This window comes from Paenibacillus xylanexedens (genome assembly GCF_001908275.1).
GTDB lineage: Bacteria > Bacillota > Bacilli > Paenibacillales > Paenibacillaceae > Paenibacillus > Paenibacillus xylanexedens_A.
In genome coordinates, this window is the sequence record NZ_CP018620.1 from 2,640,236 (window position 1) to 2,659,676 (window position 19,441).

22 protein-coding genes are annotated in these 19,441 nt (G+C 38.6%); 18 read left to right on the top strand and 4 right to left on the bottom strand.

Features of this window, described 5'->3' with window-relative positions; genetic code table 11:
• The first annotated feature begins 98 nt into the window (after positions 1 to 98).
• The 14 genes from BS614_RS32365 to BS614_RS11730 all read left to right on the top strand — a co-directional run bounded on the left by BS614_RS32365 (position 99) and on the right by BS614_RS11730 (position 10,989).
• Positions 99 to 323: a tyrosine-type recombinase/integrase gene (locus tag BS614_RS32365; protein ID WP_280523089.1), complete on the top strand. Its 225-nt coding sequence runs from the start codon at positions 99 to 101 to the stop codon at positions 321 to 323.
• Positions 226 to 531, top strand: a complete 306-nt coding sequence (locus tag BS614_RS11670) for a tyrosine-type recombinase/integrase (protein ID WP_084174495.1) — start codon at positions 226 to 228, stop codon at positions 529 to 531. Before BS614_RS32365 ends, BS614_RS11670 begins: the two co-directional genes overlap by 98 nt.
• A 168-nt stretch (positions 532 to 699) precedes the next feature.
• Complete coding sequence (locus BS614_RS11675) at positions 700 to 1,398, top strand: hypothetical protein (protein ID WP_074094094.1); 699 nt, start codon at positions 700 to 702, stop codon at positions 1,396 to 1,398.
• Positions 1,399 to 1,556: 158 nt separating this feature from the next.
• Complete coding sequence (locus BS614_RS11680; RefSeq protein ID WP_074094095.1) at positions 1,557 to 2,294, top strand: hypothetical protein; 738 nt, start codon at positions 1,557 to 1,559, stop codon at positions 2,292 to 2,294.
• Between the two features lie 335 nt (positions 2,295 to 2,629).
• The gene (locus tag BS614_RS11685; protein ID WP_074094096.1) at positions 2,630 to 3,763 is read left to right on the top strand and encodes a hypothetical protein; all 1,134 of its coding nucleotides are present in this window, start codon (positions 2,630 to 2,632) and stop codon (positions 3,761 to 3,763) included.
• Positions 3,764 to 4,009: 246 nt separating this feature from the next.
• Positions 4,010 to 4,375 carry a hypothetical protein gene (locus tag BS614_RS11690; RefSeq protein WP_074094098.1) on the top strand — a complete coding sequence of 122 codons (366 nt, stop codon included), beginning with the start codon at positions 4,010 to 4,012 and terminating at the stop codon, positions 4,373 to 4,375.
• A gap of 86 nt (positions 4,376 to 4,461) precedes the next feature.
• Positions 4,462 to 4,905, top strand: coding sequence for a hypothetical protein (locus tag BS614_RS11695; protein WP_074094099.1), 444 nt, complete (start codon positions 4,462 to 4,464; stop codon positions 4,903 to 4,905).
• A 216-nt stretch (positions 4,906 to 5,121) separates the two neighbouring features.
• Entirely contained in the window at positions 5,122 to 5,355 is a 234-nt protein-coding gene (locus tag BS614_RS11700; protein ID WP_074094100.1) for a hypothetical protein, read from the top strand.
• 241 nt (positions 5,356 to 5,596) lie between these two features.
• The gene (locus BS614_RS11705) at positions 5,597 to 5,995 is read left to right on the top strand and encodes a hypothetical protein (protein WP_074094101.1); all 399 of its coding nucleotides are present in this window, start codon (positions 5,597 to 5,599) and stop codon (positions 5,993 to 5,995) included.
• Between the two features lie 215 nt (positions 5,996 to 6,210).
• The gene (locus BS614_RS11710; protein ID WP_074094103.1) at positions 6,211 to 6,987 is read left to right on the top strand and encodes a hypothetical protein; all 777 of its coding nucleotides are present in this window, start codon (positions 6,211 to 6,213) and stop codon (positions 6,985 to 6,987) included.
• A 158-nt stretch (positions 6,988 to 7,145) separates the two neighbouring features.
• Positions 7,146 to 8,225, top strand: coding sequence for a hypothetical protein (locus tag BS614_RS11715; protein WP_074094104.1), 1,080 nt, complete (start codon positions 7,146 to 7,148; stop codon positions 8,223 to 8,225).
• Between the two features lie 155 nt (positions 8,226 to 8,380).
• Positions 8,381 to 8,956, top strand: a complete 576-nt coding sequence (locus BS614_RS11720) for a DUF6037 family protein (protein ID WP_074094105.1) — start codon at positions 8,381 to 8,383, stop codon at positions 8,954 to 8,956.
• A gap of 169 nt (positions 8,957 to 9,125) precedes the next feature.
• Positions 9,126 to 9,830, top strand: coding sequence for a hypothetical protein (locus BS614_RS11725; protein ID WP_074094106.1), 705 nt, complete (start codon positions 9,126 to 9,128; stop codon positions 9,828 to 9,830).
• A gap of 418 nt (positions 9,831 to 10,248) precedes the next feature.
• On the top strand, positions 10,249 to 10,989 hold the full coding sequence (locus tag BS614_RS11730) for a hypothetical protein (protein ID WP_074094108.1): 741 nt from the start codon (positions 10,249 to 10,251) through the stop codon (positions 10,987 to 10,989).
• A 241-nt stretch (positions 10,990 to 11,230) separates the two neighbouring features.
• On the opposite strand, the gene BS614_RS11735 is transcribed toward BS614_RS11730, so the two are convergent.
• Entirely contained in the window at positions 11,231 to 11,482 is a 252-nt protein-coding gene (locus BS614_RS11735) for a helix-turn-helix domain-containing protein (RefSeq protein ID WP_074094109.1), read from the bottom strand.
• Between the two features lie 163 nt (positions 11,483 to 11,645).
• Here BS614_RS11735 and BS614_RS11740 point away from each other — a divergent pair, with 163 nt between their 5' ends.
• From BS614_RS11740 to BS614_RS11755, 4 genes are all read left to right on the top strand, one after another.
• A complete protein-coding gene (locus BS614_RS11740; RefSeq protein WP_074094110.1) occupies positions 11,646 to 11,831 on the top strand; it encodes a hypothetical protein in 186 nt (61 codons plus the stop codon).
• Positions 11,832 to 11,867: 36 nt separating this feature from the next.
• Positions 11,868 to 12,170 (top strand): hypothetical protein, encoded by a 303-nt coding sequence (locus BS614_RS11745; protein WP_074094112.1) that lies wholly within the window; start codon positions 11,868 to 11,870, stop codon positions 12,168 to 12,170.
• 195 nt (positions 12,171 to 12,365) lie between these two features.
• Positions 12,366 to 12,965, top strand: a complete 600-nt coding sequence (locus BS614_RS11750) for a hypothetical protein (RefSeq protein WP_157116073.1) — start codon at positions 12,366 to 12,368, stop codon at positions 12,963 to 12,965.
• Between the two features lie 105 nt (positions 12,966 to 13,070).
• Positions 13,071 to 13,655, top strand: a complete 585-nt coding sequence (locus BS614_RS11755; protein ID WP_074094115.1) for a hypothetical protein — start codon at positions 13,071 to 13,073, stop codon at positions 13,653 to 13,655.
• A gap of 127 nt (positions 13,656 to 13,782) precedes the next feature.
• Here the strand turns inward: BS614_RS11755 and BS614_RS11760 are convergent, their stop codons facing one another.
• The 3 genes from BS614_RS11760 to BS614_RS11770 all read right to left on the bottom strand — a co-directional run bounded on the left by BS614_RS11760 (position 13,783) and on the right by BS614_RS11770 (position 19,248).
• Positions 13,783 to 15,459, bottom strand: coding sequence for a type 2 periplasmic-binding domain-containing protein (locus BS614_RS11760; protein ID WP_074094116.1), 1,677 nt, complete (start codon positions 15,457 to 15,459; stop codon positions 13,783 to 13,785).
• A gap of 134 nt (positions 15,460 to 15,593) precedes the next feature.
• The gene (locus BS614_RS11765) at positions 15,594 to 17,204 is read right to left on the bottom strand and encodes a response regulator transcription factor (protein WP_074094118.1); all 1,611 of its coding nucleotides are present in this window, start codon (positions 17,202 to 17,204) and stop codon (positions 15,594 to 15,596) included.
• Between the two features lie 226 nt (positions 17,205 to 17,430).
• Positions 17,431 to 19,248 carry a sensor histidine kinase gene (locus BS614_RS11770; RefSeq protein WP_074094119.1) on the bottom strand — a complete coding sequence of 606 codons (1,818 nt, stop codon included), beginning with the start codon at positions 19,246 to 19,248 and terminating at the stop codon, positions 17,431 to 17,433.
• Positions 19,249 to 19,441 lie beyond the last annotated feature (193 nt).

Genomic DNA, 19,441 nt, shown 5'->3' on the forward strand with positions numbered 1-19,441 from the left:
GAAAACGAAGTTGCACAATTACTCAAATCCGTAACCATCCCAAACATAAGGCCATATTGTTTCTGACCTATTCTTCCGGGCTTCGTGTAGGTGAAGTTGTGCGTCTGCGTTGCAGCGATCTGGATATTGAAAGGCAGACACTCATTGTGCGACAGGGAAAGGGTCAAAAGGATCGGAGAACGCTTCTTTCAAGCCTTGCCTGGGATATGGTGCAGAAATACATAGATGAATACAGACCCAATCGTTGGCTGTTTCCGGGGCAATCTTCTGATCGACATCTTACTGAGCGGAGCGTACAGAAGGTTTTTGAAGAAGCTAGATAAAGCCGCAGGAATTGTGAAAAAGGTAAGTATTCATGCGCTGAGACACTCCTTCGACACTCATTTGCTGGAAAACGGGACAGACCTGCGCTACATTCAGGAGTTACTTGGTCATACGAGTGCACGTACAACTCAGCGATATACGCATGTTAGCACCAAAAATATCCAGCTTATTCAAAGCACGCTGGATCGGATGGTTTTGGGAGATTGAATACTTCGATAAATCTCCCTTTTTCACCAAATTCTTCTTCGCAAATACTACACCATAGGTTATCATATACGTAGTTCACATATCATACAGGATGTGTGGTATTTACGAAGTACATAAATTAGATGTTATCTGCAATTAGGGCTAATTCATAAAAGAAAGAGGTATTTAATGAGGGATTCATTTTCTGCAAGAACAATAAAAGTATTAGCTGATAGAGCAGGCTACAGATGTTCTAATCCTGCTTGTCGGAGAGCTACTACAAAGGCTCATCCAACTAATGAAGAACTATCAGTTAACTTAGGTATAGCAGCACATATCACAGCAGCAAGCCCAAACGGTCCAAGATTTAATAGTGATTTAACAACAATTGAAAGAAAGAGTGTGACTAATGGTATTTGGGTATGTACTAAATGCTCTAAAGAAATTGATTCAGCAGAATCAGCATATTCTGTGGAAACATTAAAAGGCTGGAAAAAGGATGTAGAATCAGTAACTGCAAGAAACGCCGCATCGACTCCCGATGAAATTGCAATTATCGTATCTGAAATTGAAGAAAGCATAAGTAAAATTTTTATGTTCCTAGAAACATGGCAAATAAATGATCCTACTTCAACTTATGATTTTCGCTCTATGGATTTTGAAGAATCATCGCGTCTAATAATTACATTTTCAATTTTAAGAAGGAAGTCATATGCACAGGAGATTGAGCCGGATTTAGTAAGAATAAGAATGAAATCAAAAACAATATTAGGTAATCTAGAATTACTTGAACATTATACTTGGGAAGATTCAGGTATAAATTATATAGCAATGAGAGAAATGGCAAATAGCCTTAATGAATTAAGAGAATTATTCTTACTAAGATAGAAAATTTGAATAGTTCAAAAGAAGCCCTAACAGCAGATAACATAATATTCACGCTGCGAACATTCATCCTTGGTCTGGTATTCGCCAGACACTCGACATACGTCGAGTCGTGAATACAGGAACGCTAGGCGAAATACTCAAATGAAAGAGGAGAGAATATGCAGTTCAACAATAAATTCAAGTATGTATGGTGGGTTATTGTAATAGGTTTAGGAATCTATATGATATATCTTCGTTATGATGAGATAATTAGCTCAAGTGTAGGCGCATTTGATATCTTTTTAGTGGCTATAATCGCAGCTTTAATGTTAATTCCATTCTTCACAGAGATGGATTTTCTAGGAATAAAATTAAAACAAGAAATTGTCGCAATGAAAACTGAAGTAAAAGAAGAGATTTCAGAAGTACGGGGGATGTTAAAAAACTCTATTGATATAAACAACAATAACAGGTTCAATCCAAGTATTTACGTAGGGAGTCCATCTTCTCCACCTCCTGATAATCAGTTGAACAATATTGAAAAATCTATTAAAAACACATTGGATCAGATTTTAGCGGCGAATAGTGTAGATAGACAAACCAATGAGAGCTTGGAAGTTCCAGAAGAAAATAAACTTTTATTTGCAGCGCGTTTTAACATTGAGAAAGAATTAAGGAGAATATGGAAAGAAAATTTTTATAAAACTAATGAGGAGAGGTCTAGACCTATACCAATAAACATAATGATTAATGACTTAATTAAGCAGGATATACTCCCTCCATCTTTTAAAAATGTTATTAGAGAAATTTATTCAGTTTGTTCTCCAGCTATACATGGCGAAGAACCAACACAAAAACAAGTAGATTTTATTAAAGATGTAGCTCAAGATGTTATTAACACATTAAAAGTAATTTAGTGAAGCTTTGAGTACTTCGCCTAACAATATATTCACGCCGCGGACATTCGTCCTTAGTTCGGTACACGCCGGGTCGTGAATACAGAAACGTTAGGCGAAATTCACTAAATAATGAAATTCATAAAAGGAACAATCTCTTTTGAAGAACGATTTTTATTACATCTAAATGAGAATATGGATGGTAATATGTGATGGTGTCCGAAAAATAAATTTAATGAAAATGAAGTAGCTAAGTCTCTTGAGGAAATTAGAGAACTTGAATATTGGCAAGCCCATTTCCTGAGGGAGATGGAATTAATTTTCTAATGATGGTTACATAAAAGGAGATTGAACATATGATGTTAATTGAAAAGTTCCCTAGAAATGTAAGACTCACTATAGGTCCGTATGAACAATGTCCATGCGGTTCTAAAAAAAGTTTCAAATTTTGCTGTAAACCAAAATCGACCGAACATAAACACAATTGGAAGGAATACCGTAAACATCCTGATAAGCGCAAAAAGTATGAATATGTAAAGAATTGGAATGATACTGCGTTTGAAATATGCCTAGCATTTGATCACGAAGAATGTAGAGGTAATATTAAAAATGCTCACTCAATACAAAAAAAACGAATATTGAATAGAATCAGTCGAGATGGACACCTCTATCAATTTATACCAGATCATGTGGGAGATATAGTTTTAGCTAAGTTTGATCGTGTAAGCATCAATAAGGCCAGTACATTTCAAGGATTTTGCGATTTCCACGATAATAAATTATTTCTTCCAATTGAAGCTTCAGATTATTGTAATGAAGCAAGACAAAATTTCTTGTTCTCTTTTAGGCCTCTAGCTCTTGAATGTCATAATAAAATAAGGGACTTAACTTTTAGAATGAATATTTTTAGTGAGCGCCCTGATCTGACGATAAATGAAGCAATGGTTTATGATTATCGAACCGCACAACTAAATGAAAGAGAATTCAAGAAAGAATATGAAGTTTTTAAGAAAGATTATAGTGAGAAGAATTTTAATAATATTCGCACCTTTTATTTGAAGTTAGATTTTGAAGTGAATTTTGCAACAAGTGGGGCTTTTTCAGTAGAATTTGATATGAATGGGCAGCAAATAAATGAAAATCAAATGCTTAGCGAAATTCAAGAAATTAAGCTTATTTATTTAACAATCTATCCCCTAGAAAATAGTACAAATATAATTCTTTCATATCATTTAAGAAATGATAAATCGTACAATAGACTTTTCGAACAACTAGAAAATGCCTCACAGACACAAATTTTAAAATACTTAAATAAGATAGTGATTAATGGAACCGAAAATATATATTTTAGTCAGAACTTTATAGAAAACTTGAAAGAAGCAGAAAAAGATTCTTTGTTAATAAGTTTTCAAGCAAGTTTAAAACCGTTATTAGCTAAGAAGTTATACGAAGAAAACAACGACTACAGATTTGATCTTTTCACAACCTAAAGTAGCGGTAGCAGTAATTAATACCTTTATCACGCTTGAATTGAACTTTAACGTCAGTTACTCCGAGCATTAATAATATTAAATTGGCCCAAGTATTTGACCTTTCAAGATTAATCAGGAAGATTTTAACTTCGCCTAACATAATATTCTAGCTGCGGCTCCGATGGAGCCTTGGTCTGGGATGGATTTCTAAGAGGGATTTCAGCAGACAACCCCTTCGGGGGTTCATGAATAGAGGAACGTTAGATGAAATCATTTGCAAAAACATTAACGAAAGTGAGAGCAAAGATGACGAAAAAGAATGTTGATTATACTAATGCAATGAGCTTAATAGAATTATCAGATGAGGTTTACGAATTATTTGATAGTCGAATGTCCTTGATGAACCTGAAAACGAATAAATATAGTAGTATCATTATTTCTTTGATGTACATTATGGAAAATACCAGCCAAGCTATTAGATATTTAATTAAGAATAGTTTTGTAATTCCTGCTGTTACATTGGCGAGAGTAAGATTGGAACAAGCTATTGTCTTTTCGTATCTTATTCATGCAGAAGAATCAAATGGATTTCAGCCATTCATTGCTCACATTCCAATTAGTGAATATTAAAATCTTCTTTAGCAATAACTGAGCAGAAGTTAGCAAAAAATCTTACAGAACTAGATTTAGAAACTTTAAAGCTAGCAGCTAAATCAATGCAAGCAAGATTTTCCTCTGAGTCTGAAGGGGAGAGATTTGACAAGAAATGGACAAAACTTGATTTATTATCAATGGCAAAGGCAAGAGACCACATGACAATGGATTTAGATGAAGTGCTAAGTTATAGACTAGAAATAGATTATAAATCGCTTTATAAAGAAGCTAGTTCACTTATACATTTCGACGGTAATTCCATCTTGACTTATACAAATTATTACGTTTCTCGTAACGAAGAACATTTAATAATTGGATCGAAATCAACATGGGCACCGATGGCTGCTGCATTTAACGTCCATTACGATATTATTAATATCTCTGAAACAGCGAAGATTCTAGACATTAATATTAATGAAGAATTACATGAGGTCTACAATAAGTATAAGTTACAAATAGAAAAGATTTATTTGGGTGAATCAGAGAAGGCAGATGACGTCACCTAACACAAAATCCACGCATCTGGCATTCGCCCGTGGCTCGGCACGAAGTTAGAAGTAGGATCAGAGGGGCATTTCAGTAGCAGAGAAGCGGAATCAGCCAGACACATTCTCACCACCTCAAGCCCCTTACAGGACTTAAGATGGTGCGGCGTCGTGAATACGATAACGTTAGATGAAATCAGCCAATGCTTGACTAAACACAATAGTTCCGGATGAAATATGGAAAGAAAATATCGTCCCTTACAAAAATATTCGGATCCAGCAATAAGAGATAATGGCGTTCTTGGACTAGCCTATATAGCTAGAACCAAAGAAAATCTGGAAAAACACAAGGTGAAACCAATAATATTAAAAGAGCTTAAACAAAATCATCAAAATGAAGGGCGAGTAAAAGACGCAATTGATGATGTAAATCTATATATGAAATGGGAAATTGGAATATCAAAGAAATAATACTGAAGTAAAGACTCATTTTGATAGTATATCGAAGAAGGGCTGACATCATCTAACATCATATCCACGCATCGGAGCCTGACGGCTCCTCGGTTCGCCCGAAGGAGTTTGTCAGGAGAGTGGAATCAGGCGGACACATCCCCACCGACTTAAAGCTGCTGGCGCAGCCTTAAGTCGGTGGGACGTCGTGGATACAGGAACGTTAGATGAAAGATAAGTAAAAACAAGAGAGGTTATTTACATGGGAGTAGCCTATACATTAGATTGCAAACAGTGCTCTTATAATCATAAAGTTTTTTTAGGAATAGGGTTTAATTATATAAATTTGAAAACTATTTTAGAGTGGTATGAACAAGAAGAAGGTCGACAACAAATCAAAAAATATATGAACGAAGAGGATATACATTTTGAATGTTATGACGGATTATACGTTTGCGAACAATGTGGGTATTTACTGAATCGTACATTTCTACATATAATCTCAAAAGATTATTTCTATATAAACAGTTACGACTGTCCACTTTGTCATGTACAAATGCCTCAAAAACCTTTGTTAGATGAAATAGAAGAAATTTCTTTAAAGTGTCCTGACTGTGAGGAAGAAAAATTAGAAATACAATCATATATGGACTGGGATTAAACTCTTTTATGTCAATCATAAAATTGATTAGTGAAATTTGAAGGTCACTCAATGAAGACTTATCCATCATCTAACATAATATTTACGCTACGGGCATACGCCCTTGATCCGGCATTCGCCGGACACTCGACATACGTCGAGTCGTGAATACAGAGACGTTATCGGAATTTCTCATAAAATATACTGAATAAAAAAATGTACAGGAGGTGTAAAGAATGTTCAGCATGTATGAAATATCCCAGGAAGAACATGAGATGATTATAAGAGCAAACGATCAATTTGGATTAATCTTTGAAGTATGTTTAGACGCAATAGAGTTATCTTGGACATTTACTAAAAATTATCAGATCAGTGCCTGGATATTTGCTGGTTTTTTATCTCAAACCAATAATTCGTTGTATTTAGCGATTTTATCATTAATTAGAAGGCATACTGTTCAAACAAGCTTTAATTTACGTTTATCAATTGAGTCTGCAGTATTGGCCTGTTATGCATTATATAATCCTAAAATCGATAGTTTTGCTATCAAAAATGATCATGGTTCAATGGTAGAGAGATCAGGAGTGAAATCAAAAGCAAATAAATGGATTGAAAATAATTATAAGGACATGTCTGATACAATTCATGTGTATAAAAAGCAAATTAATAGTAAATTCGCGCATTCTAGTATCTTAAGTGCATTTGGAAATTTTGAATTGAGTGAAGAACACTATCAAGGAGTTTCTTGGATATTTGATAGAACTGAAGATAGAGACATTCATTTTCAACTACTAAGTTTGGTTAACTTAGTTCTTATACAGGTAGAAATGTTTTATAGAGTAATTAAAGACTATCCCATAGTGGAAATTGTTGATGACTTTACTTCCCGTTATGAAAAGATAAATGGTACTGTGACTTTATTAAATGACTTTTATAAATTGATTGCTGAAGAACTTGCTAAAGGGGAAGTAGTTGAAATACCTATCTTACGTAAACTAAATGAAGAAATATGAGAACATCCGATAACATAATATTCAAGTAGCGGCTCCGTTGGAGCCTAAGTCTGCTGGAAGAATTTCGAGGAGGAATTTCAGCAGACACATCCGACTTAGTCGGACGTAATGAATATAGGAACGTTATGTGAAAAATTCTTATAAACAAGGAGGAAGAAATGAAAAGAGAAATCATAGATCAATATGAAAAATTAGCAGCCCCACCAAAAGATGCTGATGGAAATTGGTATAGACAAAGAGGAAGAGAACTAGAAGTTCTTGTTCAGAAACTTCTAGATTTAGAAAAGCTTGAACCTAGAATGCGATATAGACCTGAAGGAGAAGAAATCGATGGTTCCTTTCTGTTAGGGGATAAGGTATATTTGCTTGAACTAAAGTGGCATAGTGTAGAACTTCCTGCATCATCTATATATCAATTTAAGGGGAAAGTAGATGGGAAGCTTTTAGGAACTATAGGTATTTTCATTTCATTATCAGGATATAGCAAGGATGCTGTTGACGCACTGAGTCTAGGGAAAACTTTAAATGTTATTTTATTTGATAAAGAGGACTTTGAAGTTTGTGTAAAAGAAGAGTATGGATTTAGAAAGGTACTAACTACTAAATTGAGACAGGCTGCTGAGGAAGGTATAGTTTTCTTCCCGTATAACTCAGTAAGTATACAAAATGATTTAAAGGAAACGATAGAGCCTACTCTACCTCAAGTATTAAGTTATCAATCTATTTCCGGAAGTATTGTGAGTGAAAATCAGATAAATAAGATTAATACCGACATAATATTAATATGCGAAGGCAATAGGGATAGAGAGATATTGTTAGGACTTATGAAAAAAATTATAAAAGATAAACCTATTAAACGAGTAACTATAGTTGTCGCCATGGGAAAATATGTAATGCCTAAAGTTATTAATTCAGTAAGGTCACAGGTAGATTCTGATGCAGATATCTTAGTTATTGTTGATTCAGATGGTGAAATAGATAAAACTATGAATTTCTTTATAGAAAAGGCACATTTAAAACCTAACAACATTATTATTACAGATCCTTATATTGAGACTTGGATATTTAATGAATTACCAGATAGAATATCAGACTATATGCAGCGAAATGCTCAGCGATCCAATCAAACTGTTGAACAATATATCAAAGGTATTGTTGATTCCATTAAAATTGATGACTTAATCAAAAAAGATAATAGTTTTGAGAAATTCTATAATTCCATTGTGATCAAAAAATAGTGCAATGTAGTTCAATGAAGAAAGAATACTTCACATAACATGATATTCACGTTGCGGATATTCGTCCTTGGTCCGGCATACGCCGGACACCAGCATATGCTGGGTCGTGAATACAGGAACGTTAGGCGAAATTCAAATAAGGGAATGAATATTAAATGAAATTAGATAGACTGAAAAATCTTTATATAGGAATGAAGAACAGTAAGATAGAACGGTACAAGATTCAATTTACATTCAATAATGTATCATTTGATGTATTTTTCTTTATTGATGAGAATCCTTATCTTCTGGTATTTGGAGTAAAGGCGGTGAATTTTTATTTCGAAGTTAAAGTAAAACCTGGATTTAGTATAGATACATTTCTTCCTAAAGATATACATACAAGGTTAATGGCGATGCTAAATCTTAAGTACGATCCGAATAGCTCGTTTAAACTGAATTATTTTTTTGAGGAATTCAACAAAAAAATCCCTCAAAAGGTAGTGCTGAGTAACCAACCAAAGTCGAATGAAGTTGGTTGCTTTCGAAAAAACGTAGAAGAGAATGATAAAGTGTATTTTCTTGGTTGGAGAGATAATCAGACTAGAAACGAAAATGTAAGTTTTAAAAACCTAATGAAAACAAAAGCGCTCCTTGGTAATACAGCTTATGAAAGAAGTAGACAGAAGAATTTTAGTAGTAGATGGACGGAAGATATTGAATTGGCCCAAGAATTCTACCTTCCAGATTAATTAGAAAGATTCGAACTTCACCTAACATAATATTCACGCTGCGAGCATTCGCTCTTGGTCCGGCATTCGCCGAACACCCGACATGCGTCGGGTCGTGAATACGGGAACGTTATCCGAAATACTCGATAAATCTAAAATAGACAAGATAAAGCATAAAGGAGGTTTTTTAATGAAAGAAGTAATTATAAGGCATGGTGGAGATTATTTGCCAATTGACGATATTGACTTTTCAATAATAGCAAATGATCTTAGGTCTCTCCCATTCTATAGAGATGATTTATTTCTTGGAATGCAGGCAATGAATATTGGTATTATTGACCCTAACATTACTCAATTCGAGTCTGACTTATTAAAAACGTATTTTGAGAAAGAGAGAACACCATCTTATGAAGCAATGACTGTAGGAGCATTCTCTCAAATGTGGATTTTCGCATTATATGAAGTTCTACGTATGTGGCGGGAACGAAAGTATGATTTTTCTAAACTATTCAAAAACGGTGGGATAGATTTAAAACTAAAATCACTTGCTGATAATGAAGATGAAATGAATATAACATCACATGCTCGAAGGAGACAATTGGAGAAATATCGAGATGAACTGTCTTTTAGGGATGAAGTTGAACATTGCTGGATTCAATTAGAACCAGTATATCGGTTGGTTGAATTATATAGAATGAATATGGCAAAACACGCGGCACCGGGCAAGAGCAATGCTATTCCAATGGCCCCCGGCTATGGGCGAATTAATATGCTTTGTGGCGCATTAGATTATGAGTTGCTTTTAGATAGAGATAGTTATGAATTGCTCAATAGAAGAGATGTTGCAGATAATTTGAGAGAAGCTCTGTTAGTTATTAGAGCTAATAATAAATAAAGTTCTGTAGATTAATCGAGAAGTTGAATACTTCGGATAACAAAATATTCACGCTGCGGGCCGTTTGGCCCTAGATCATCCAGAAGTTAATACAAAGAAGGATAGAATAGGAAATGATGAAAAAAAATCTTGGTGTGAACATTAATGGGGAAACGAGTAAGAAGATATGTTTACAAGATTCGACATAAAACTAATTAAATGTTTTTATAAGCCATTCAATGAGGACAAAAAAATCACATAACATAATATTTGGGCTGAGGACATTCGTCCTGGGTCCGGCGTTCGCCTTATAAGCGACAGACGTTGGGTCGTGAATATTTATGTTAGGCGAAATTACATACGTGAGAACACTGAATTATGTCTAGTCTGTTTAAGTGTTATTTATAAACGTCAATTAAATTATTATGGAGGTTACAATATGACAAATAATAATAGTATGCTGAGTTACATTTTAAAATATAAGGAAATTTATTTTCTTGTACCAGCAATAATATATGTTATTGGTTTTCTTTGTCTTCAAGGTAGTTTCAGTGCAATAAATGGAGATACATTAATGTCGGATCTAGCATTCCCTTTGTATCCTTTTAATTTTGAAGTATATCTTTATAAAGGTTTATTTATTTCACTTGGATTGTTACTGCCATTTATTTGTTTAGCATTCCCAGTAGTACGTTTTTTCATTAACAAATTTAATTCCCCATTTAAAAAAGGATTTTACATTGTGTTAGCTTCTTTCTGGTTTCACGGAATTACACTATTTTTTTATCAAATGACTAAAAACTACTTAAGTGATCATTTAAACGAACTACATTTATTGATTTACTTTTTTATTTACTTCTCATTATTCATCTATATTTTTCTTTGTGCTAAATCATATAGAAGAGGCCAGCGAAGACTAATCCTGTTTACCTCTTCTATTTTTCTAATAATTTCTTTATGTACACATGTTTACTGGCTTGGTCAATTAACACAAGCTAACAAGATAGCCAGCTTCATAGATGGAAAAAAAGTAAGAACAATGCATATAGAAACTGAAAAAGGAACCTACGATATGTTGATCTATGATATTAATAAAGAACTAGCCACTGGTATTGATAGAAACAAAAATATTGTTACTATACCAATGGATAAGATTAATTCAATGGAGATTAAGAATTAACAATGTGTATCTAATTAAACTTATAAATACATTGGGAATACCATTGACAAGAGTGGTTGAAAATGAAGAAAATTATGGAGCAGAATAAAAGCAAATCATTATTACCTTCTCTAAGGTTTGTCTATTGCAAGGCCAAGTTTTAAAATAATTGTTTTGATTATTATTTTGTACGGTTCACCATCTACCCAGAAGAAGGAAATTGTTGCTTGGTGGGAGTAATGAAAAAATTAAATGATGTTCTTTACTCCCCAACTTCCCCAAGCAAATACCCCACAGAAACTTCCAAAGCCCTCGCAATCATCACCACTTCATAATCTTGAACGAGACGATATTGACCCTCCAAACGAGAAAGACTGGTCTGACTGATATCCAAGCCCAATGTTTGCAATCTGGCGAGGAATTCTCGTTGTTTGATTCCTTTACTTTTTCGGATAGCTACCACTCTGGAGCCAATAATATTTTTGTCGCCAGGTGGTTCTCGTCTATGCTTCATTATGTTCCCCCCTCATTTCATCCAAATTGTATGAGAAATAATGGTTGTTTTAATGCGGAAATCGCATTAAAATGAAATAAACCGATAATCGCATTAAAAATGACTGCTCCGTCTAGCATTAACAAGACATGGCGCAGTTTAGACCCATCAGAGAGGTGGATGTATGAGCCGGTTGCTTGACTTATTGGAAGAGGAACGGCGCAAACTTAATCAGCTAGGTGAGGCATCCTTGAAGCAAGCGATTCCGTTGTGGGACAATCCCGAGGTTCAGGAACAGAGCCAAAGGGTGGATGAACTGGTGGCACGAGTTAGTGAAATGAGGGCGAAGCATAGCCGAGTTGCACGATGATGAGTACGGTACATAATGCTTAGGGGAGGAGAAGCAATGGATTTTCCACGCTGGATGCAACGAGCGATTCAAGTAAGACTGAATGAGGTGACTGCCCAGATCGAACATGATCCTGAACTGAGTCGAGTACGTGGGGGAACAGACGAAGCGTTTGAAGTTTTGTTTGCAGGTAAGGATGTCGAGCAGACACCTGAATATATCGAGTGGGAGAATCGTTATATTGTCAGCAAAGGCATAGAAAATGAGCGGTTGTATATGCAGGGACTACGAGATGGCATTCAGCTCACAGTATCCTTGCTGGGTCAGTCGATGCCAGAGGAGACCGATACAGAGGCTTGATCCTCCACTAAGGCGAACCCATAAGTCAGGGGAAGCTACCTCGACCTTAACTTATAAACCGGAGCCGAAGCGTGAATCTATCGCTTCGGCTCCGGTTTTGATACTCTATTTTTCCAAATTCTAAATTAAGGAAAGGAGGGCGTTAATGATGTGTTAAGCTTAAAGAAACAAGAGTAGAAGCGAGGTATGGTTATTATGAAAAAAAGATCTAAATACTTAATCTTGCTTTTTATGTTTATTGCGATTGTGTTTGTTCTACTTTTTTTGAATACCAATATAAATGAAGCCAATGAGCCAGTGGTTAATGGCAATATCATTCACGTCAAAAACTTTGATCTGGATGCTAAATCAACGAATTTAAAGACTATGACAGAAGGGTCGATATTCGTTGAGGGTGAGAAGGAGCATATTGATCATATCAAGATAGTAGCACATGTAGAGATTGACCCCACTGACTGGGGTGGTGTTGCATTTTATATCCCTGATCAATGGAGTGTCTCAAGTATCACCAGCAGTTATCCTGAACATCAATCGAAGTTAAAGCCTGCTGAGTATGTATCCACCTGGATGAATTCTTCTAATGACTCTTCATGGCGAACGATGATTGAGATTGGGAGAGAACGAAATTACATAGCAAATGGCGGAGGCACTGGAACGATTGTGATCGAGTTAAGTCCAGATCAAAAGGGTATGTCCCCCTCTGAGTCATTAAAAATTGGTATTGAGGTCGGATCAGAAGAGAAAAATGGAAACCGAATTATGGGTACGGATTCTGTTAAAGTTCCTGTATTTTGAAGTATTTAATCGTGATTGTTTTATTTGGGAAATGAAAACTGTACAGACCTATGATAAGTCAAATATAAAAGAGAAATATGGAAATTAAACTTTGGAGGTGCTGACATGAAAAAGTGGATAATGGCAGGAGTTATAGCTGTGATGGGGGTTAGCATTTTTTTTGGATATAAGCATTTAAATGCACAAGAAATACGTCCAGATGCAGATTACCACAATTACGCTCTTTCTGAGATAGAATCATTAGCTACTGTAATTGTGGAGGCTGATTGGGAAGAGGAAACGAATTCAATCGTTGAATTAGATCAAAAGGATAAGTATCCATTGGACACACGTACATTTTCAAATATAAAAGTGAAGAAAGTATACAAGGGTGCAGTGAAGGAGGGGGAGGAACTAAACGTAGTTGAATACTATGCCAAGTGGAGAGATGTGGCAGGTGCATATGTAAAATATCCAAATGAATTGTATCAACCTTTAACGTCGGGTAAAAACTATCTATTGTTTTTATATCAAAGTCCAGAGGAACCTTCAGGTTCATATGAGATCATCGGCAACCATCAGGGTAAATATGTTTACCCGGAAAGTCAAAGTAATATGAGTATTCAATCCACTAGTGATCTGGATATTGCCGAAAAAGATGAACATTATTCTGCCTTATATAACGATGTAAGTGAAAAGTATTTTAAGTAGCACAATGGATATTATTTGAATTACAGAGGGGAAGCGACCCTGATCTACACTTAAAACCCCGAGCCGAAGCGTGATTAACTCGCTTCGGCTCGGGGTTTAATGATCTACTTTTTACAACATAAAATTCTTACTTCGCGCTTACCGATTTAAACCATTCATTCACTTCTTGCGTGATCTGATCTCCGCCATTGGATTTCCAGTTGGCGACGAATTGGTCAAAGGCATCAATTGGCAAATTGCCGTAGATGATTTTGTTGAAGGTTTCCATCTCGGACTGGCGGAGCAGGTTCCATTTGGATACCATGGTTGGTGTTGCAGCGCCAGTGAAGTAGTTTTGTTTACGGATGTCGATCTGGGACATAACAACTTTACCAGCATACCAGTTTTCCGGTTTACGGAATTCGGCCATTTGTTTCTCGTAAGGTGTTTCAGGCTTCTCGCCGTTGGCCAGCTTCACAAGTGTTTTCATGTACAGATCCGGGATACGTGCTGGGCCGGTCAGGAAAGGGAATTCGTTGGAGAAGTCTTTGATCTTCTCTTTGTCACTGGTCGGTTGTCCGTCAATGATATCCCAGTCATACCCTTTGGCGAAGCCGTATTCATACTCACTGCCCGCAGCCGGGTTAGCTAGGTTATCCAGCATGTAGTTGTAATACAGGAAGATGGCTTCTGGATGCTTCGCATCCTTGTTAATCATGATACTTGCGTTGACACCAGAGTTCTGCCACTTCGTACCGATCTTGCCGTCAGGGCCAGCTGGAACAGGGTAAGCTTTATACTTTGATCCAGGTACGTTCTTCAGCAGGTCGGGTGCAGGCCAGTCCGGTACCCAGTTTGCGCCAGGCAGAATGCCCGCTTTGCCAGCTGTCCAGCTTTCAGCGGATTTGCCTTCGTCCCACAGAGCGGAGTCAGCGTGGATATAACCTTTATCCATCCATTCCGCCAGCTTGGCAAGGGCTTGTTTGGCACCCGGGTTAACGGAGCCGTACTCAAGGTTGCCGTTTGCGTCTTTGTTCCATTGCTCCTCGATTGTGCCGTATGCACCGAACAACCAGTCGAGTTGACCCATCCAGGTGTTGGTGTTATTTTTCAGCGAGATTGCCAGCGGGAATACTTTGTCTGGAGACAGACCGTCCGGGTTCTCGTTTTTGAATTTGTCCATGATGTTCTCAAGGTCTGCAATAGTTTTCGGAGCTTCCAGTTTCAGCTTCTCCATCCAGTCCTCGCGGAGCCAGAGCAGTGTATCGTCGTTATCGGTGTACTCCATGATCGGCATATTGTATTTCTTGCCGTCCTTGGTGAACGGATACCACAGTTCAGGATGTGCTGCTGCGTGATCTTTCAGGGTCTGACTCGCGTACTTGTCGAACAACTCATCGATGGCGATGAATTGACCGGAGTCGATCAGCTGATTAGTCAGTACCGCATTGGTGGGTACCGTTACGAAATCAGGCAGCTTCTCGCCAGAGGCGATAGCCAGTTGCAGCTTTTGTCTGTATTGATCGTCATTGGCCGGATACCAAGTATCTTTGTGCTTCATACCCAGCGTTTCGAGCATCCAGCGATCGTGCACGTTATTTTCTTTGGTATCTCCTTGCACGTATTTCTTCGGCATCAATACCGAACTGAACTCGATGGGTGGGTCATATTTTCCTTTAGCAAAAGCAGCTTCTGCTTCAGCTGAGCCGACAGTTCCCGGCGTATTATTACCATTGTCACTGCCTGTCTCGCCACTGCCGCACGCAGTGATCGTGATGAGCGCGATAACCATGAGCAGTGACCACCATGTTTTTAATTTGATCATTGTTCAATCCCCCTACGGTGTATGATCTTTACAGTGTAACTGTACCAATTTGGGCGGGAGGGCATCTATATGAGTTTTTTAGTTTTGATAGGACTCTATTAGTGAATGTGCAAAAAGATCGGTTTTCAGTCATGTTATTTATGCTGGTCTCGGTATTCCTGAGGCGTAACGCCGAATTGGCGTTTGAACACTTTGATAAAATAAGCCGGGTCCATATAGCCAATCTCCATGCTGATTTCGTACACTTTTTTGGTGGTCGTGACCAGCTTGTGACAGGCCCGATCCATACGTAGGCGCGAGATATAATCACTGATGCCTTCGCCCGTTTCGATCTTATAGATTTTGGACAAATGGGTCGGGTGCAGATTGACATGGTCAGCGAGCACACGCAAAGACACATCCAGATGCAGGTTCTTATCTGTAAAATCCTGAATCTTCTTCACATACTCGGAACGGATGTCCTTGATCTCGTTGGACGTGCCTTCCTTGAGTTTGCCAAGCACACTGAGCGACCATTTCCGAAGTTTGCTGATGGTAGCGAAAACTTCCCCACTTTGCAAATCCTCGACATCGTTTCCCATTAAAGTGGTCAGAGTCAGCTTGTTCCGGTGGGCAATATTGGTGAATGAAGCCGTAATAAGAAAACCTGCCTCCATACAGTGCTCCCATGATTCCGACCATTTCTCATCCAGTTCAGCGCAGACCGCGCGTATTTTCTCTTCCGCTGCATCCCACTGTCCGCTTTCTAGTAAACTAATAAAGGTAGGCGGGGTGTACAGCACGTCCAAGGGACCTTGTGCCGCAGGTGTCTCGACATCGCTGACACGCATGACAAATTCGCGTTCATCGCCAACGATCTGCCGGAAATAGGCGGAAGCCTGACGGAAGCGATCGTAGAGCTGATCCGGAAAGGTGAACCACTCAGTGATAACGATGGAGAGGGAGCCTTTCAGAAATTGTTTTACTTTGGATTGAAGCTGAATGGACAGCTTCTCCAGCATGGTTTCTTTGCCAATATCGCCTTTCCGTTCTTTCAACTGAAGTAAAAACACCAGATATCCGTGCTCCTCCTTCACGCCCCACACTTCCATAAACTCACCCATAATCTCTTCCGCCATATTGATGATCGCATATTCGATCAGGGTCTGATCATTGCTGTCATAGTGTCCGAATTCTTCTTCCAAACGAACCAACATTAATGCGGCATCCCCGGTATGAAAGGGCAGAGCGTAATTGGCTAGCTTCCGATCCCATTCCGCAGCGGCGATTCGTTGTCCCTGCAAAGCCCCTAGGAGCAGTCGTCCCCGCAAATGGGGGAGATTCTCTCGCAACGTAAACTGCGTTCGTGTCAGTGAACTGACCAGTTCCCATTCGTTGTTCAATTGATCGATGGCCTTCTGAACGGCCCCCATTAATTCATCGTCAGTTGGGGGCTTGAGCAGATAGTCCACGGCCTCGAACTGAATGGCTTTTTTGGCGTAATCAAATTCGGAATACCCGGATAACAGAATACATTTTATTTTTTTGTCCCGGATGCGGATGCGTTCAATTAGTTCAATGCCCGTCATTTCAGGCATCTGGATGTCCGAGATCACGATATCGATGGGGTGGGTGTCGATCATTTGTAGTGCTTCGTGTGCCGAGTATGCTTTATGCACATGTTCGATGCCCAGCGTATGCCAGGGCTTGGTCATGGACAGGTTATCGACCCAGTGTGCTTCATCGTCTACGATCATCATTTGCATGGTTATATTGTCTCCTTGGTGGTTGAACGCAGACATCTGTACACTTGCCACTCCGATGACAGAACAACCTTCCGATCGCTGTTATCCCCAGATTTATTGAATGAATTTTATAATGTGTAAATCTGGTGATAAAGGCGAACGCTTTGCTTCTTCAGGTTTTTTCTGCCCTCTGCGTTATCGTGTAAGTGATCTTGTTCAAAATTAAATCGTCAATTTATTGTTTGTATTAACTTAAATTCGTATCGGTATTACCTTTATCGGAATCTGTGTCCTCTTTTGGTATCTCCCAGATGATTTCGGTTCGGAATCCGCCTAGTGGGGATGGGCCGAATAGGAGGTAGGAATGACTGCCGAACAGGTGCGTGATTCGTTGGTGCGTATTCCAAAGGCCGCAGCCCATTTCTTCCTGTAAAGGTTCCTGCATCTTCAGGTTCAATGCCTCGTACTGTTCCGGGCTTAAGCCTGGTCCATCGTCGTCGATGTATATCCTGCCAAAACCATTCAAGCGCTCCCCGGTAATTCGAATCTCCCCGGAAGAATAGGACTTCGCCACGCCGTGTATCACGGAATTCTCGACCATCGGCTGAAGCATTAATCGAGGTACCGACTGGGAGAGCATGTCCTCAGGAATATCGATATGATACTCAATTCGACCATTGCGCAGCTTCTGGATATCCAGATAGTTGATCAGCAGCTTGATCTCTTCCTGAAGCGAAGATGTCTCTTTTTCCATACGGGTGGTATAGCGGTAGTAGGCACTAAGATTATGCGCCATGGAGACCACGGCTTGCTCGTCCTTCATCTGGGCCATGTTGATGATATAACCTAGACAATTATATAGGAAATGCGGATTGATCTGCGCTTGTAATTGCTTAAGCGTAGCTTCCCTGGCTCTAATTTTCTCATGGAATACATTCTCGATCAGATCTTGAATCTGATGGGACATATCGTTGAATCGGCGGAACAGGAATGAGAACTCATTCTGGTTTTTGCTATGCAGTCTGACAGAATAATCCCCTTGCTCTACGCGGCGTAAGCCTTTGATCAGCTTTTTGATCGGATATTGCACATTCCGGTACAGCAGGATAGACGCAGAGATGCCCACCACCAGCAGCAAAATCATACAGGTGTAGAACAGATTCTGACTCAGCGAGATGGGTTTCAAAATCTGATACAGCGGGATCACGTCCACCAGATGCCAATCCAGATAAGTGGACTTCACCGAGCTAACCAGATATTTTTTCCCGTTCAGCTTCACGACATCTTGGGTGGTATCTTCTGGAGAGTGTGTATCCAGATACTGAATGAGTTCTGCGGATAATTGCTTGTCCGCGCTGCGATTGAGAATGGGTGAATTTCCTTTGTGATACAAGAAAGGATCGCCTTGTCCGCCCGCTTTATACGTATCCAGCATATTTTGAATGTTCTCGTAACTGAAGCTGGCTTCAATCACCAGATTACTTCCCGTGAGCATCCCCGGCTGTGCCAAGGAATCGGTATAGAACCAATAGAAGGATTGCAGCTTGTCTTTTGATTCCGCACCCTGATCCCCATAGGTCCATTGTCCGCTCATATTTTTTTTCAAATACGCTTCATCATATCCTGTGGTTCGATTGTAGTTGGCGATGACATCCTTATTCTGCTGTGAATGCACTGCATATCGAGTAGGCCATATATCCGTAACGCCGGTTTGCAGCATCATCTTCTCTTGTATCACATAACGGGTCTGCATCCGGTCATACCGATCATCCCACATATTGAGGCCGTTGAATGCTCTGACATTGGGATCTCGGGAGAGAATCAGGCTGAAATCCATCATCTGGTTGATGCGGGAGTCGATCTGACTGGACAAAAACGTAAGTTGTTTCGTATTGGATATCTGCAGTTCTTTGCTGACGACATCATAGGTGACGTTATTCGAGTAGGTGTACATGATTAGAATGGGGATGAACAAGACCACAATTAATAAGTTTATTTTGGCAAACAGACTGAATCGGGATCGGGTCTTACCTTGAAAAAACATGAAGCGCTTCCATATATGCATAAAAAGTCTCCTTCTAATTCGTGTGTAAACAACTTCTTCCTAGGATGGCCCTAACAAAACACTATCAAGCCTAACAATGTTATATAGCAGACCTCAGTATGGCTTGATACTATTTATATCAGAGAACCCCATCACACACAAAAACTTTTTTTGGGAACAGGAGCAGTGCTATGGAGGCTAAATTGGAGGGTAA

Excerpts from the sequence above, each read along its gene's own strand:
- BS614_RS11670 (WP_084174495.1), top strand. The coding sequence starts at position 226 with ATGAATACAGACCCAATCGTTGGCTGTTTCCGGGGCAATCTTCTGATC.
- BS614_RS11675 (WP_074094094.1), top strand. The coding sequence starts at position 700 with ATGAGGGATTCATTTTCTGCAAGAACAATAAAAGTATTAGCTGATAGA.
- BS614_RS11680 (WP_074094095.1), top strand. The coding sequence starts at position 1,557 with ATGCAGTTCAACAATAAATTCAAGTATGTATGGTGGGTTATTGTAATA.
- BS614_RS11685 (WP_074094096.1), top strand. The coding sequence starts at position 2,630 with ATGATGTTAATTGAAAAGTTCCCTAGAAATGTAAGACTCACTATAGGT.
- BS614_RS11690 (WP_074094098.1), top strand. The coding sequence starts at position 4,010 with ATGAAATCATTTGCAAAAACATTAACGAAAGTGAGAGCAAAGATGACG.
- BS614_RS11695 (WP_074094099.1), top strand. The coding sequence starts at position 4,462 with ATGCAAGCAAGATTTTCCTCTGAGTCTGAAGGGGAGAGATTTGACAAG.
- BS614_RS11700 (WP_074094100.1), top strand. The coding sequence starts at position 5,122 with ATGGAAAGAAAATATCGTCCCTTACAAAAATATTCGGATCCAGCAATA.
- BS614_RS11705 (WP_074094101.1), top strand. The coding sequence starts at position 5,597 with ATGGGAGTAGCCTATACATTAGATTGCAAACAGTGCTCTTATAATCAT.
- BS614_RS11710 (WP_074094103.1), top strand. The coding sequence starts at position 6,211 with ATGTTCAGCATGTATGAAATATCCCAGGAAGAACATGAGATGATTATA.
- BS614_RS11715 (WP_074094104.1), top strand. The coding sequence starts at position 7,146 with ATGAAAAGAGAAATCATAGATCAATATGAAAAATTAGCAGCCCCACCA.
- BS614_RS11720 (WP_074094105.1), top strand. The coding sequence starts at position 8,381 with ATGAAATTAGATAGACTGAAAAATCTTTATATAGGAATGAAGAACAGT.
- BS614_RS11725 (WP_074094106.1), top strand. The coding sequence starts at position 9,126 with ATGAAAGAAGTAATTATAAGGCATGGTGGAGATTATTTGCCAATTGAC.
- BS614_RS11730 (WP_074094108.1), top strand. The coding sequence starts at position 10,249 with ATGACAAATAATAATAGTATGCTGAGTTACATTTTAAAATATAAGGAA.
- BS614_RS11735 (WP_074094109.1), bottom strand. The coding sequence starts at position 11,482 with ATGAAGCATAGACGAGAACCACCTGGCGACAAAAATATTATTGGCTCC.
- BS614_RS11740 (WP_074094110.1), top strand. The coding sequence starts at position 11,646 with ATGAGCCGGTTGCTTGACTTATTGGAAGAGGAACGGCGCAAACTTAAT.
- BS614_RS11745 (WP_074094112.1), top strand. The coding sequence starts at position 11,868 with ATGGATTTTCCACGCTGGATGCAACGAGCGATTCAAGTAAGACTGAAT.
- BS614_RS11750 (WP_157116073.1), top strand. The coding sequence starts at position 12,366 with ATGAAAAAAAGATCTAAATACTTAATCTTGCTTTTTATGTTTATTGCG.
- BS614_RS11755 (WP_074094115.1), top strand. The coding sequence starts at position 13,071 with ATGAAAAAGTGGATAATGGCAGGAGTTATAGCTGTGATGGGGGTTAGC.
- BS614_RS11760 (WP_074094116.1), bottom strand. The coding sequence starts at position 15,459 with ATGATCAAATTAAAAACATGGTGGTCACTGCTCATGGTTATCGCGCTC.
- BS614_RS11765 (WP_074094118.1), bottom strand. The coding sequence starts at position 17,204 with ATGCAAATGATGATCGTAGACGATGAAGCACACTGGGTCGATAACCTG.
- BS614_RS11770 (WP_074094119.1), bottom strand. The coding sequence starts at position 19,248 with ATGCATATATGGAAGCGCTTCATGTTTTTTCAAGGTAAGACCCGATCC.